Annotated in this window: 12 protein-coding genes; 1 reads left to right on the plus strand and 11 read right to left on the minus strand. The window is 41.4% G+C overall.

Features of this window, described 5'->3' with window-relative positions:
• The 3 genes from BR30_RS0105670 to BR30_RS0105680 are packed head-to-tail and all read right to left on the minus strand — an operon-like array spanning position 1 to position 3,404.
• On the minus strand, positions 1–1,890 hold the full coding sequence (locus tag BR30_RS0105670; protein WP_026564169.1) for a XylR N-terminal domain-containing protein: 1,890 nt from the start codon (positions 1,888–1,890) through the stop codon (positions 1–3).
• 13 nt (positions 1,891–1,903) lie between these two features.
• Positions 1,904–2,230: a hypothetical protein gene (locus BR30_RS0105675; RefSeq protein WP_026564170.1), complete on the minus strand. Its 327-nt coding sequence runs from the start codon at positions 2,228–2,230 to the stop codon at positions 1,904–1,906.
• A gap of 46 nt (positions 2,231–2,276) precedes the next feature.
• The gene (locus BR30_RS0105680) at positions 2,277–3,404 is read right to left on the minus strand and encodes an acyl-CoA dehydrogenase family protein (RefSeq protein WP_026564171.1); all 1,128 of its coding nucleotides are present in this window, start codon (positions 3,402–3,404) and stop codon (positions 2,277–2,279) included.
• 237 nt (positions 3,405–3,641) lie between these two features.
• Here BR30_RS0105680 and BR30_RS0105685 point away from each other — a divergent pair, with 237 nt between their 5' ends.
• Positions 3,642–4,031 carry a VOC family protein gene (locus BR30_RS0105685; protein WP_026564172.1) on the plus strand — a complete coding sequence of 130 codons (390 nt, stop codon included), beginning with the start codon at positions 3,642–3,644 and terminating at the stop codon, positions 4,029–4,031.
• 131 nt (positions 4,032–4,162) lie between these two features.
• On the opposite strand, the gene manA is transcribed toward BR30_RS0105685, so the two are convergent.
• From manA to BR30_RS32720, 8 genes are all read right to left on the minus strand, one after another.
• Complete coding sequence (gene manA / locus BR30_RS0105690) at positions 4,163–5,110, minus strand: mannose-6-phosphate isomerase, class I (protein WP_026564173.1); 948 nt, start codon at positions 5,108–5,110, stop codon at positions 4,163–4,165.
• A 20-nt stretch (positions 5,111–5,130) separates the two neighbouring features.
• Positions 5,131–6,003 (minus strand): ROK family protein, encoded by an 873-nt coding sequence (locus tag BR30_RS0105695; RefSeq protein WP_026564174.1) that lies wholly within the window; start codon positions 6,001–6,003, stop codon positions 5,131–5,133.
• Positions 6,004–6,029: 26 nt separating this feature from the next.
• Positions 6,030–7,259: an MFS transporter gene (locus tag BR30_RS0105700; RefSeq protein WP_026564175.1), complete on the minus strand. Its 1,230-nt coding sequence runs from the start codon at positions 7,257–7,259 to the stop codon at positions 6,030–6,032.
• Positions 7,260–7,313: 54 nt separating this feature from the next.
• Complete coding sequence (locus BR30_RS0105705; RefSeq protein WP_026564176.1) at positions 7,314–8,306, minus strand: zinc-dependent alcohol dehydrogenase family protein; 993 nt, start codon at positions 8,304–8,306, stop codon at positions 7,314–7,316.
• Complete coding sequence (locus tag BR30_RS0105710) at positions 8,303–10,825, minus strand: beta-mannosidase (RefSeq protein WP_026564177.1); 2,523 nt, start codon at positions 10,823–10,825, stop codon at positions 8,303–8,305. Before BR30_RS0105710 ends, BR30_RS0105705 begins: the two co-directional genes overlap by 4 nt.
• A 125-nt stretch (positions 10,826–10,950) precedes the next feature.
• Positions 10,951–12,015, minus strand: coding sequence for a BtaManbiosPhlase (locus tag BR30_RS0105715; protein ID WP_026564178.1), 1,065 nt, complete (start codon positions 12,013–12,015; stop codon positions 10,951–10,953).
• A 27-nt stretch (positions 12,016–12,042) separates the two neighbouring features.
• The gene (locus BR30_RS0105720) at positions 12,043–12,987 is read right to left on the minus strand and encodes an MTP-1 family protein (RefSeq protein WP_026564179.1); all 945 of its coding nucleotides are present in this window, start codon (positions 12,985–12,987) and stop codon (positions 12,043–12,045) included.
• A complete protein-coding gene (locus BR30_RS32720; protein WP_051633474.1) occupies positions 12,965–14,581 on the minus strand; it encodes a glycoside hydrolase family 13 protein in 1,617 nt (538 codons plus the stop codon). The genes BR30_RS0105720 and BR30_RS32720 overlap by 23 nt, the downstream gene beginning before the upstream one ends.
• Between the last annotated feature and the right edge of the window lie 18 nt (positions 14,582–14,599).

Consider the following 14,599-nt stretch of genomic DNA (forward strand, 5'->3'; position numbering starts at 1 on the left):
TTACATTTTTATTTTTCCAAGCATTAACATGATTTGCAGGGACATCTGAATTTCAAAGCGGCTATTAGAGCTTGATAGATCAACAGAGAGCAAGTCTTCAATTTTTTGTATTCGATATCTCATTCCACTAATCGAAATCGACATTTCTCGTGCTGTTTTATGCAAATTAAATTCATTTTGCGAATAATAGAATAGTGTCACCAACAGCTCTGAATTTTTCTTTTGATCATATTCGAGGATGGGATGTAATTTTTCATTTGCAAATCGCTCCAGCTCCATCGGTTCTCTTGCATTTAAAAATAAGGTTAAATGACCTAATTCACTTGTTAAAATAACCCGAGAATCTGAGGATCTCACTTTGGCTAATTCAACCGCCTTCTTCGCTTCTTCAGCATTTTTATGAAAATCAGAAAGCTGCCGGGTTTCATCACTGATTCCAATATAAATCTGCTGTTCCTGGTTTCCAATCTGCTTCAGAAGCTGCTCACCAAACTCTTTAATCGTGGTTCCTTCAGAGTCGATATACTTCTTCAAGATAATAGCCTGAATGGTATTTAATTTGGTTAAAATAAGGGGAGCATCAAATTTATGCTGTTTTTGATAGAATTTATTGGTTAATTTATTTCTAATTTTCAGATAATCGTAATTAACAGAGCCCTTTTCTTTCACCTTCCGGTCATTAATTTCCATATGCAAGATAAAATGCGGCTCCGATAAATCATAACCAATGTAGGAAAAGCGGCTGTTAATTTCCTTTGTGTCCACTTCCTTATTGTTTAGCAGCTGCTCAAGAAGTTCACCTTTCATCCGTTGTTCTGTTTCGATGGCCACTCGTTCATTCTGTACATGTAAGGCGGCAACTGTCGCTACCCTTTCAAGCAAATCTTTGCGAAAATCATCGTTCTTTTGATCTGAATCTATCGTGATAAACCCATAAATCTGATTTCTGTTAGTGATTGGTATCGTCAAAATGGTAAATGTTTTATCCTTAAATGGTGTTTCAACAATGGAGTTATGATGAATCACTTCTTTGCACTTGTCCCAGATATTTCGTGCTGTCATATATTCATCCATTCCTGGATTATCTCCATATTTAGCAAGCAGTTCAAAATGTTTATTTTCAATTAAAACCTGGCAATGAAGGCTTTTTCCTAGCAGATTGGCAAAGGTCTGGAAACCTTCTCCCTGAAGCATGGCTTGTGTCAAATTTCGGCTTAATGAAGAACCTAATTCAAATCTTTGTTTCTGATGCTCCACTCGCCGATACATTTGGTCAAGTTCACCGGACATATCTTCGTTTTCAAAGAAAAAAAGATCTTCAGCAATTTCTTCGCCCCAATGTTCAACCGTTTTACCTACATAACGGCAGTGATCATCGCCTTTACCTTTGCAATTAACCTCTTTAAAAATGGTTCGCTTTCCTAAACATTCACTTGTGTAACCGCTTGCATATCCAGCTAAATAAAAGCAGACTGGTTCTGTATGCTTGGGGAAATGCTGCAGGTGTTGATTGGCTTCGTCCGAGTCAATCCAATAACCAGTTACATCAAAGAAACCTTTCTTCATGTCCACATTGAATGTTTCTGGGTACGAGAAGGCCCTTCCTGTCAAATAATGCATTTTGGATCCGGCAATAAGCCACTCTAGTTCATCCTGCCAATTAATCGTTTCTTTAAGGATACGTGCTTCGTGAACGCCACATTGATAACCATATCTTAGTAGAAATCGTTTGGCCCGCTGAACACCAAGTGCCGTAATTAAGTCTTTTCGGAGCACTCCCCAGGCCGTTGCACTTGTAAGAGACAACTGTAATTCTTTTAAATTCATGCCCGGTTTTTCCGATATACTCATAAAATGGTCTAAATTAAGGTCACTAGCTTTAATACTCACGGTATCACCCTCATTATATTGACTTTTGTTTATTTAAACATTCGTCAACGAAATAATAAAGGCTTTTTTTTACTCCGCCTTTCCCGAACTGCAAGTACATTTTCTTATGGTTGTAACTATTTTCTGAATGGAGATATGTTAAAAACTGAATGATGGCTTTCCGGCGCAATATAATATTCTCCAGCCCGAAGTCAAAAAACCAATGATCGATGACGTTAAAGACACCCCGATTGACGGAATATTGTTTCGAACAAAAATCGATAAATCCTTTGTCTGGTAAATGAACAATCCATTCAAACTGATAATCGGATGGTGATTCCTGCATATCTAGTGCGTGCATCGGCGATGTCCTCCTTTACTTGTGAAATCAAGTCTGATTGGCAGGGTCAGATGTAGCCGGGCATCGGCGGCACGCCTAGGAATACCGAGCCGGCGCCGTCGTACATGCCTTCGCTGAGGAACGCGTGCTGGGTCACGACCATCGCGTCGCGCAAATAGCGCTGCAGCGGGTGCCCGTCGTAGATTGCTGCGGTGCCGGCAAGCAGGTAGGCTGACTGCACGGCGCTCGCGCCTGCGCGGGAAGCTTGTACAGCTGCCAGACGCAACATGCTTGTTTGGTCAGTGGAGACACCGTCGCCCCTCAGGATCGAGTCCCAAGCAGAATCGGTGGCCTCGTAAAAGAAGGAGCGCGCCGACCTTAGCGAGGCTTCTGCCTTTGCCACTGCGATTCGAAGGTAAGCGCGATCGGCCATCTTCGGTGCACCGGTGATGCCAGAACGGACACCCGCCATCTGAGAAACTTCATCAAGCGCGGCGCGAGCTACGCCAAGATTGACCACCGCCAGGACTTGCGCTGCATATGCGATGGATGGATACTGGTAGATCGGCTCTTCAATAGAAGGCACACCGCCACGGACAAAGGTCCATTCGTCTGAAACGAAGACGTCTTTCACCCGCAGGTCATGGCTACCCGTTCCGCGCATCCCTAGCACTTCCCAGTTCTCGACGATTTCCACGTCCTCAGGTCTAAGCACAGCGGTAAGCGGCTTGCCGCCTTCCACGGTGCCAATACCGACGCCGAGAATGTCGGCGCCCTTGCAGCCGCTCGCGAACTTCCAAAGACCGTTCACTCGCCAGCCGCCCTCGACCTTCTCTGCTGGCTGGACCGGAAACAGGCCACCCGCGAAGGACACGTCCGGGCCATTTGCGTAAAGGCGTGCGAGCGTATTGCGTGGCAGGGCCGCCAGGTAGACCGCAGCAGAACCGAAGCTCGCCACCCATCCGGCGGAGCCGTCAGCCTCAGAGATGGCCTCGATCAGCCTGAGGAACTCCGCGGGCGAGCAGGCATCGCCGCCATAGCAACGCGGCGTGTGAGCGCGATAGACGCCCAGTTGCTTTAGTTGCGCTACCATGTCCCGAGGCACGTGCCGCTTCGCGTCAAATTCATTCCGTCGGGCGCGGATTTCGGTCAACACACAGTTGAGCAGGTTCTGACTTTTTATTTCAGCAGTCATGATTCTTTCCTCCCTATATCCTAAATAGTACTATCTGAAATTTTTGAATATTTTACTTATGTTCACATCTTAAGGGATTAATAAAACATAAACAATCTATCATCCAGTTTGAAAATTCAAATATTTCAGACCTTTTAGTGCTAATTTATAATTCTTGCAGGCCATTTCTTTTCTATTAAACTCACTTACTATAAGATTAAAGTGGATCATATTATTCAATTGAAAAGGGGAAAAAACATGATTTCCAAAATGGAACATACGGCCATTATTGTTTCGGATATGGACCGGTCGATCGAATTTTATTCAAGAATCCTTGGATTTAGCGTTCGCCTTCGGGGAGTCAATCCAAATAGGGAGCTAGCATTTTTATATCTTGAGTCACAGCCCGATATGGAAATTGAACTGATTCGTGATATTAATCCTATCGGAGAGTATGCAGAGTGTGGAATCGTGAACCATCTTGCATTTACTGTCGAAGATATAACCGTGGCCATCCACCATTTCAATGAAAAAGGAATTCATTTCACATCTGGTGAACCAAAGCCGACACTGGAAGGCGGGCGAATGATTTTATTCTATGGACCAGACCACGAGCTTCTCCAACTTGTAGAACGTGTGAAATCCTAGCAGGGTATAACCTAGTAGGAGGGATGATACACAGAACTTTTTTAGGTAAAACCTTATTCATGGTAATAAAAAAAGCGTAAATACCCTTATCACGGAATCTTTACGCTTTTTAATTAGCCAATGTAGATATATCAAGTATGCGAAACGATCAATTCACAATTCCCGTCTACTTCAAATTCGCCAAATCCCACAGGGATGATCAGATGAGCCCCCTTCTCCAATCCATATGGCTGACCATTATGAAGAAGTGTTCCATTCCCATTAATGACGCTAAGCAACAGATATTGATTATTAAATGAGAAAGCAGCTTTTCCACTAACCTCCCATTTGTAAACAGAGAAAAAGTCTGACTTCACAAACGTAGTAATCGTTACATTTTCAAGCTCCTCGACTTTAGGAGCAATTCTAGCATCTTGATGTGGAACAGTTGTCACATCTATAGCCTTTTCTAAATGAAGTTCGCGCAAATTCCCTTCCGCATCTCGACGGTCGTAATCATACACCCGGTAGGTTGTGTCAGAGCTTTGCTGCGTTTCTAAAACTAGCGTTCCTTCACATAAAGCATGGATGGTTCCGCTTGGAACATAGAAAAAGTCGCCTGGCTTGATTTTGACTCTACGCAGTAGCTCGTTCCATTTCCCATCATTGATTTGCTCAATTAATTCTTCTTTTGTTTTCGCATTATGGCCAAAAATCATATCCGCGCCGTCTTTACAATCAAGAATATACCAGCATTCGGTTTTCCCAAGATCCCCATTTTCATGAACCTTCGCATAAGAATCCTCAGGATGGACCTGAACGGATAAATCCATGTTCGCATCTAATATTTTCGTTAAAAGTGGAAAAACCTCTTCCTTCGGGCTTCCAAAAAGCTCGGGATGTTTACGGTATAAATCGTCCAATGCCATATCCGCATATGGACCGTTTTCCACAATAGATGGCCCATTGGGATGTGCGGAAATCGCCCAGCATTCCCCTGTTTGATCATTTGGAATGTTGTACCCAAATTCGGTTTGTAAAGCGGTACCGCCCCAAATTCGCTCTTTAAAAACTGGTCTTAAAAACAATGGTTGCATAATTATTACCTCCAGGCATACGTTTATCGTTGATTTTCCTCTTGAAATGCTTGATAAGCAAGCATGAGCGAGCCAGTAATTCCCGCATTGTCACCTAAACCTGGACCGACAATATATTCAGTAAGATCCGGCAAAGCCACATACTCATTAACAAATTCCTTCAAATACTTATAGACAGAAATAAACACTTGTTTTTGATTCATAACTCCCCCGCCAAGGATGATTTTTTTCGGCGAAAGAATCAATACATATTGCATCAAGGCTTGGGCAATATAGTATCCTTCTAGGTCCCAAACTTCCATTCGATTAACAAGCTGATCTCCTTTTGCTCCCCAGCGCTCTTCAATGGCAGGTCCAGCCGCTAGACCTTCTAAGCAATCGTGGTGATACGGGCACTTTCCTCGAAACTCGTCATTTGGATGCCGTCTTACAAGAATATGCCCCATTTCAGGGTGTGAAAGTCCTTGAAGAAGCTTCCCTTGAACAATTGCACCTGCCCCAATTCCAGTACCAACTGTAATGTACAAGCAGCTATCCAATCCTTTTGCCGCACCAAAGGTAACCTCTCCCAATGCTGCTGCATTTACATCTGTATTAAACCCAATGGGTACTGAAAATACATCTCTTAATGATTGTACAAACGGATAATCCCTCCACCCTGGCTTCGGCGTAGAAGTAATATTACCGTATGTAGCACTTTCCGGATTCACATCAATGGGACCGAACGAACCCACACCAATTGCATGTATAGGATATTGATTGAAAAATTCAACCACCTTTGGCATCGTTTCCGCCGGTACAGTGGTTGGAATCTGAATACGGTCTACAATATTACCATTTTCATCGCCAATAGCACACACAAACTTTGTCCCGCCCGCTTCAATTGCACCCAACATACATAAATACCTCCCAAAAAGAATTTCTACATTTTATTAGAACTAAGCACAGATCCTTTTTTTGATTTTCTCCAAATAAAATAAAGAGATGGAATCATAATGACATAGATAATCGGAAAAAGACTAAACGAGACAGGTAAAAGCAGGCCAAAATCAAAGTATTTTCTCATCGCTAAAAACAAAAATACCCCGATAATTCTTCCAACACCAAGTGGGATTTCTCGGATAATGATATAGTCCAAGCGCTTTTCCTTGTACTCAGGGTCCTTCTCAATCGCTTCATAAATCATAGCGCTCATCGAAGTGATCACCATATTTTGTGCTAATGGCGATATAATTCCAAAAATAATCAACGAAATGAGGACAGGAAGGACGGATAACAATACAGAACTCAAAAATATACTTACCGAACCGATTGCATAAATGGCGAGACGATATTTCGGATTAGAGAACTTAGCGAGCAGATAGAATGTAGCAATTGCAATCAACTCTGCAGCCATATTATAAACTCCTAAACTTAATTCTCCACCAGCTACTTTGAAGGTAATCATCGTAATCAAAAAGGTCCCGTACACGCCTGATACAATCCCATCAGCAAACATTACCTTGTACATCTTTTTCCATTCCTTTGACGGATTCTTGATAACATCCCAAAAATAACTTTTTGTTGTAATCGGGTGTCCCTTCACTTTTAGAGAGGTTAAAAAGGATATAAAAAAGAATATACAAGTTCCAATAAAAACGACATAATAACCCAACATACCTTTCAATTGCGAGATGATGATCCCTGAAAGAACCGGGCCGATCACACCTCCAATGGTAAATAGAATTCCTTGAACATATAAAAATTGATCCCGATTATCATTGGTTGTTAAATCTAATACAGCCAAATGCATGCCGACATAATATAGGCTCATCGCTAATCCATTTGAAAATCCTAACAACATGATATGCTCACTTAATGTGTCATGAAAAATAAGCATAATTAAATAGGTAATCAGATAAAATACAAATCCTAAACGCATCGTAATCATCGGGCTCGTTTTCCTAGCCAGCCAACCGCAAAGGCCAAAACAAAAGATAATCGCGATGGACCAATACAAGCTATAATAAGCTAGCAGTGAATAGGTTTTATCCAATTTCCATAAGAAAACACTTTGAAAAACACCAGACAAAACGCCGCCAAAGGAAAATAAGGCATTCATCAGTAAATAAAACTTTAATTCCGTAGAAAAAGACTTAAAAATTTGAAGCATTCTTTGATCTCCTTATACAGGAGTTTTCGGCCTCAGGGTCGAAAACTCCTGCAACTAGTGGTTAATTATCGCTTTTGAAACTTTAAGATTAGGAAAGTTAGCCATTGCTGTTGGCAGCTCTTCTATTGTAAAACGATGAGAAATGAGCGACTCGACATCCACCACTTTTTTCGCAATAAGTGAAATAGCTTCTTCATGGGTATAAGGGTTTACGAATGAACCCTTTATGGTAAGTTCTTTTGAAAAAATTTCAAATGGTGACACAGAAATAACAGTATCAGGCGCTGACACCCCAAAAAGTAGCACTTGACCGCCCTTTGCTGCTGATTTAACTGCCAATTCCATACTATCCGCTCTGCCCACACATTCAATCACAACATCTGCCTCTAGCTTAGACGCATTCATTAGATGGATCACGTCATCAGCACCCAGTTTATAAAGAAGCTCTCGTTTGTTCTCCGCAGGTTCACTCACAATGATTGAATCAACGTTTTGTTGTTTCACCAATTGCAAAAACAATTGGCCAATAAAGCCGCCTCCAATAATGAGTACCTTACTTAAGGGAGACAATCGAACCTTCCTAAAACCATGTAATACACAGCCTAAAGGTTCGACAAGCGCAGCCTCTTCAAAAGTCATCTGGTCTGGGAGCTTGTAACAATTGGCATCGGGCACAACACAATACTCACCCATACCGCCATCCCTTGTTACGCCTACCGCTTGGAGATGATTACATAAATGAGCCCGGTTGCTCCGGCAATACTCACATGTCCCGCAATAGATGTTCGGATCAATCGAAACACGATCCCCTTTTTGGAGGGTTGATACTTCTGCACCGACTTCCACTACTTCACCTGACAATTCATGCCCGAGGACAATTGGCGGCTGGACTTCAGCTGAACCGGGATGACCATGATAAATATGCTGATCCGTACCGCAAATTCCACAGCTTTTTACCTTTACAATGACCTCTTTGGGTGATGGTGAACGATAGTTCCAATCCATTATCTCTATTTGCTTTGTACCTTTCAAAACCGCCGCTTTCATCCGAATATCCCCTCTGTTTTTGTACTATTAATGGCCTTCACTCTCAAGGTTTCCCAAGGAACGTCTTTCCCCTCAGCCTGTCTGATCTTAATTGTTCTGCTCTCATTTGGCAGTAAATCAAAGAAATTATCCTCGATTACAAGCTGCTCCATCTCCATTTCAATGGTGACCATTCGCGCGAGCATATTCGTAGAAACGGTTAACTCATTTTTCTCACGGTCAATCGAAACAGTTACTTCAGACTCTTCCAATCTCAAGTCCTTTTGATCGCGGAAATAGTAGAAGTTTTCATCCGTTTTATTCCTTTTTGAGCGAATGACGATAACGGCCTCTTCTGGCTGCAGACCACTAAGGGCTTCCTGCTCTAAAACAACGTCTACTTGCTGCGAAACATTGGCTTGCACCGAAACCATCCATTGCTTTGAAAATACTTTTTCGCCATTAAATTGATAAACGGCCAGTTCAATTTCATCCTCATAGGTTTCTAACCGGTCATTTATCACCCAAATAGCCATATCTTTACCTGGTTCATGAGCAAGCGTTAATAGAACTGGACTATAGAACTTTCTAGCATAATGATAGGAAGCTTTGGGCAATAAATAATAGTCGATAACTGACCAACTTGTACCCGGCCAGCAGTCATTTAACTGCCAAAATAACGCACCGCTTGTATGTGGTTTGTTGCGCCTGTAATGTTCGATTCCATACTTCAAACCTTCTGCTTGCGTTAACATCGAATAGGAAATGTACTCATCTAAATCCTTTGGAACTCCTGTATAGCCTTCCATCAGCAAAATTCCTTTTGGATGATGGATATCTTTATTGCGATAGGCCATTTCTTCGCTTCCCCAGTAAAATTGATCCTTCGGGATATTTCGTTCTAATGTATAGCGATTAGAAGAAGCATGCATGCCAAATTCACTCGCAAAAAGTGTCATATCATTTTTAAAATTTTTAAATGACAGCCCTTCAACACTGTAATTCACCGTTTGTGGCTCACCAAACGTTCTAGGCTCAATATTCCCGTGCCAAACCTGCCAGTTATGCGTGTCTCCCTCTTTCCTTGAGTTATGATCATTTCCACCAAATGGCGAGCTTGGCCAAAACAAACGAGTTGGGTCGAGTTCTTCAAGTAATTCAGGCATTAATTCATGATAGATTTTTTCACCGTAAAAAGGATGAGTGATTTCACCTGATGAAAATAATGCTTCATACAGCCAATCATTCTCATTGTTTCCACACCAAAGTGCCAAGCAAGGATGATTACGCAGGCGTTTGATGACATGAATGATTTCCTCTTTGACATTGGCCATAAAGTTCTTATTGTAATCAGGATAGAGAGCACAGGAAAACATGAAATCCTGCCAGACTAAAATGCCAAGCCGATTACACTCGTCATAGAAAACCTCTTTTTCATAGATACCGCCGCCCCAAACACGAAGCATATTCATATTCGCATCTTTGGACATCTTGATTAAGTGCTTGTAACGAGAATCTGGGACGGCTCCGATGAAGCTATCGATTGGAATCCAATTGGCACCTTTAGCAAACAGCTTTTCACCATTTAAAACAAAGGTAAAACAGCGGTTTCCTTCCTCGTCCTTACGCAGTACCTCAATGGTTCTAATCCCGAAGTCTTCTTGTTTTTCATCCACTTTCACACCGTCCGCATGCAATTCAACCTTTAGTTGATAAAGGTGTGGCGTGCCAATGTCATGTGTCCACCAGAGCTTTGGATTTTCTATTTCGAGTACAGCTTGTGCCTTTTTACAGTCTTCTTTTACCTTGGTTATATAATTCTCTTCACCATAAGAAAGGTTTATATCTACCACATAATCTCTATCTTTTCTAAATGACGCTATTTCCACTTCGATCTCGACAATTGCTTTGTCAGGAGAAATAGATTTTGTTTTTGCAAATACAGAGTCGATTTTAGCAAAAGTTCTCTTCTCTAAATGAACTTCCTTCCAAATCCCCGCCGCAACTAAGCGCGGACCCCAGTCCCAGCCATAATGGCTTTGGGCTTTCCTCGTCCAAATTCGTTTCTTGCTAAATCCAGACCAATAATATTGAACCTTGTCTTTCACATGAACATGGACTGGATCAAATTTTACCGCCAATACATTTTTCCCTTGCTTCAGCTCCCGTGCAACCTCAAAGCTGTGACTAATATACATATTCTCCGTTGAACCCAGCTCCACACCATTTAAATAAACGGTAGCAAACGTATCAAGCCCCTCAAAGATAAGCTCATATTTGTGGTCTTTCGTAATTTCATCATTGAACTCAAACGTATTGCGATACCACCAAACCTTTTCCTCTACCCACTGACATTTCAAATCATTGTGTCCGTAAAAAGGATCTTCAATCAGGTTTCGGTCCATCAGCGTTGAATGCACATCACCTGGTACTGAGGCTGTCATCCAGAAGTAATCAATATATTCAGGTGCAGCGACCTCAAGATCACGTGCAGCCCCTACATCAAAATGTTTTATTTTCCAGTTATCATTTATTTTCATAGTTCGTCACCTGCCATTGAAAAATGCTTTCAATATATCAGTCTTACTAGTAAAGCCTATTTAAACTTAAAACATAGTAAAAAGGCCAAAATCAGTCTCACGATTTTGGCACTTATTTTTTCAAATTATAGATAAGTCAATGAATCCAAGATTTCTTTTAAACTTAATTCCGCACATGCCATGGATGTATCAGCAACGCCATAAAACATTTTAACTACATTGCCTTCAACAACAGCACCGCAAGAAAAGACTACATTTCCAAAGAACCCTTCTACTTCATAGTCTGCTTCAGGCTCTAGAATCGGTTGGTTCGAACGAGCAATAACCTTTGTTGGATTTTCTAAATCTAGGAGAACGGCACCCATACAATAGCGGTGATCCTCAGTTGCACCATGATAAAGCTCCAGCCAGCCTTTTTCTGTCTTAAAAGGAACAGCCCCTCCGCCCATACGAGCGCTATCCCACATGCCCTCACGTAAACCTAGTAAATGCTTGTGATTACCCCAATGCAGGAGGTTAGTTGATTCAGCAATCCACATTTCTGGCATCCCTACACTTTTTGGTACAGGACGGTGGATCGCATAGTATTTTCCATTAATTTTTTCTGGAAAAATTAAGACGTCTTTATTTTCCGGTGCAAAAATCATTCCATGATGTTCAATCGACACAAAGTCTTTTGTGGAAACCATCGATTCTCCCACACCAACAGGTGAAACAGCACTAAAATAGATATAATAAGTATCTTCAATTTTAGTAATCCTTGGATCCTCTATCCCAAATGTTTCTAACTCATTAGATGGGTAAACTAACGGATTCTCATCAATGGTGAAATGATGACCACCATCTTTGCTTCTTGCAATCCGCAAGTATGCTATAGATGTTAAATAGTCCCATGAATGAATATCCCCGCTTTTTCGAATCACACGTGGATCAGCGAAATCATAAGTAGGATCATCTAATCGAAACTCTAAAATCTCAAGTTCGTTTGTTTCAGGATTATAAATTGGCGATTTAACGATAATCGGGTCTTCACTAATTGGTCGTTCTGCTACACGAAGAAGCATGATAATTTCATCCTTATACGTTGTAACACCTGCATTAAAAGCACCGATAACTTCAAAATCAGCTCGATGCGGTTTCACATCTGCTGGAGTGACTAGAGGGTTCTCTTCATATCTATATACATTCATTTTAATGACTCCTTTGTTGTATCAGATTTACCGCTCGTATTGTAAAAACGGATCGACAATGGTAATTTTTTGAGCTTCTGCATCACTAATTCCTGCATAAATATCAGCCGTTCCATCGGGTTTTCGAACTAACCCACCACTAAAGACGACATCTACTAAGTCTGGACGCTTCGTTGGACCAGGAAGGAACTGACTTCTAGTTGCGATTAACTCCATATCAGAAAATTCACTTGTTTCCGGATTAAGGGCAAAAACCATTGGGTAATAGTGGCGGTTTCCTTCACTATCAAAGGAGGCAACATGTCCTAATACTCCAACAAGACCATTTGATAAAAGGTGCGGCTCGTTGGCCCCGCCCCATTCTTCATCAATGAACTGCCCTTTTAGTAACGGCGCTTCGTTGACCACATCAATAGTCAATTCTTCTAATGAAGAAATACTAGTCCAGCCAATTTTTCCTCTTCCACCTTTTTCACCCTGAGGTCTGGTTAATACCCCAATGCTCCCATCTTTTAATTCCACAAGCCTGAGGTCTTTCATCCCGTCTGGACCTTTTGCAAATTCTTGTAAGCTTGCAATCGATGGACCTTTATAAAAAACTGTTCTCCAGCCAAGTTGTCCTTCATTCGTTGGGTGAGGGAAAATTTGGACGCCACCCAATACTAGCTCTCCCGCGATTCGAGTAAAGAAAGGATCTTGCAATTCCAGGACTGGCGCATTTTCTCTTGGTACCCACTCACCGTTTCTTTCGACAAAGAAGTATACATTGGAGTGTTCACTGTCACGTGATTCCACTCGTCCGGCAATGACAAGCTCTCCCTCATCCTCAAACGGTGCGCTAATATTATAAACATCATTTTCCCCAATACCTGTGAATACAATTTTTTCAGGATTGGTTGGTTGTGTTTTTGAAGTATATTCCTCTAAAAGCTGTTCACATGTTTGAGCATTACCTTTCCTTAACAAGGTCATTTCCTATTTCCCCCTTTAGAATCATTGCTTCATTCGCTAAGATTGTTACGACATTTTCACGATCCAACCTTGTTCGTTTTGTTGAAAGTAACAACTTCATAGTGCCTGCTACTTCAAGCGTTTTTGGTTGATCAGTGAAATTCAAAACTACTAATATTTTTTCAACTGAATCCGTTCTGACGAAATAGATCATTCCATCTTCGTTTCGTAAAAATTCATAATCTCCGAACTGTAGAGATGAATGTTCTTTTCGCAGCTTCAGCAATTTTTTATAAAAAGAAAGCATCGATTCCGGATCATTTATCTGGTCTTCAACAGTAACTTTGTAGGCATCTTCTGGCACCGTAATCCACGGCAGCCCCTCTGAAAAGCCGACATTGTCATGTGAATTCCATTGCATCGGAGTACGTGACTTATCGCGAGATTTTTCATTCGCAACAACTAGGGCTTCTTCAGGTGACTTACCCGCTTGTAATGCGAGCGTATAGCCCATGATTCCTTGAATATCTTTCATTTTCGATAGGTCGTCTGTAATCCAATCTCTCATCCCGATTTCATCGCCAAAATAGATGAACGGAACACCCTTTGCCGTCAGCATCAAAGTAGCAACCAGTTTGGCACGATCTTCATTGCCGCCAAATCTTGAAATATGTCTGGACATATCATGACTAGAAAAAAATAAGGTTGGAATTTGAGATGAATCATAGGTTTTCTCTGTTTCCACTAATTGCTGAAAGAGCCTACCCGTATCAAACTCACCCATACTCCCGATATTAAAATTAAACACCACATCTAATTTGTTAAGGCCCGAATATTTTTTTAGAACTTCCAAGTCCTCGGAACCTACCTCACCAACAAGAAATTTTTCCGGATATTGATGAACAAACTCTGCAATTTCCTCAATAATCGCTATAATTCCTTCTTGGTCTTTATCGTATAAATGAATTTGTTCCTTATTCTTCAAATCATATCGATTGTCCTGAAACGCATCATTAACCTTTAAGAAGTTGATGACATCCAGCCGGAAACCATCGATTCCCTTTTCAAGCCAAAATTGCATCACATCAAACATGGCCTGTTTCACTTCAGGATTGGCCCAATTCAAATCAACCTGTTCCTTCGCAAAAGCATGGTAATAATATTGGTCTGTCTCCCTGTCATATTCCCAAGCCGGGCCGCCAAAGAAAGACTCCCAGTTGTTCGGCTCATCTCTCCAGATATACCAATCACGTTTAGGATGGTCCATTGATGACTTTGACTCTTGAAACCATTGATGTTCAGAAGAAGTGTGATTGAGCACTAAATCGGCAATTACCTTGATACCACGTTGATGTGCTTCCTTTATAAACGTTTCAAAATCCGCCATCGTTCCATATTCCGGATCGATTCCATAATAGTCGGAAATGTCATAGCCGTTATCGACCTTTGGTGATGGATAAAACGGAGTCAGCCACAATCCGTCAATCCCCAATTCTTTAAGATAGTCGAGTTTAGAGGTCATCCCAATAAAGTCGCCGATTCCATCACCATTTCCATCTTTAAAGCTGGGCATATAGATTTCATAAAAAGTCGATTGTTTCCACCATTTCACCATAATGTTAGAACTCCTATT

It is taken from the genome of Bacillus sp. UNC41MFS5, assembly GCF_000686805.1.

Excerpts from the sequence above, each read along its gene's own strand:
- BR30_RS0105675 (WP_026564170.1), bottom strand. The coding sequence starts at position 2,230 with ATGCACGCACTAGATATGCAGGAATCACCATCCGATTATCAGTTTGAA.
- BR30_RS0105680 (WP_026564171.1), bottom strand. The coding sequence starts at position 3,404 with ATGACTGCTGAAATAAAAAGTCAGAACCTGCTCAACTGTGTGTTGACC.
- BR30_RS0105685 (WP_026564172.1), top strand. The coding sequence starts at position 3,642 with ATGATTTCCAAAATGGAACATACGGCCATTATTGTTTCGGATATGGAC.
- BR30_RS0105695 (WP_026564174.1), bottom strand. The coding sequence starts at position 6,003 with ATGTTGGGTGCAATTGAAGCGGGCGGGACAAAGTTTGTGTGTGCTATT.
- BR30_RS0105700 (WP_026564175.1), bottom strand. The coding sequence starts at position 7,259 with ATGCTTCAAATTTTTAAGTCTTTTTCTACGGAATTAAAGTTTTATTTA.
- BR30_RS0105705 (WP_026564176.1), bottom strand. The coding sequence starts at position 8,306 with ATGAAAGCGGCGGTTTTGAAAGGTACAAAGCAAATAGAGATAATGGAT.
- BR30_RS0105710 (WP_026564177.1), bottom strand. The coding sequence starts at position 10,825 with ATGAAAATAAATGATAACTGGAAAATAAAACATTTTGATGTAGGGGCT.
- BR30_RS0105715 (WP_026564178.1), bottom strand. The coding sequence starts at position 12,015 with ATGAATGTATATAGATATGAAGAGAACCCTCTAGTCACTCCAGCAGAT.
- BR30_RS0105720 (WP_026564179.1), bottom strand. The coding sequence starts at position 12,987 with ATGACCTTGTTAAGGAAAGGTAATGCTCAAACATGTGAACAGCTTTTA.
- BR30_RS32720 (WP_051633474.1), bottom strand. The coding sequence starts at position 14,581 with ATGGTGAAATGGTGGAAACAATCGACTTTTTATGAAATCTATATGCCC.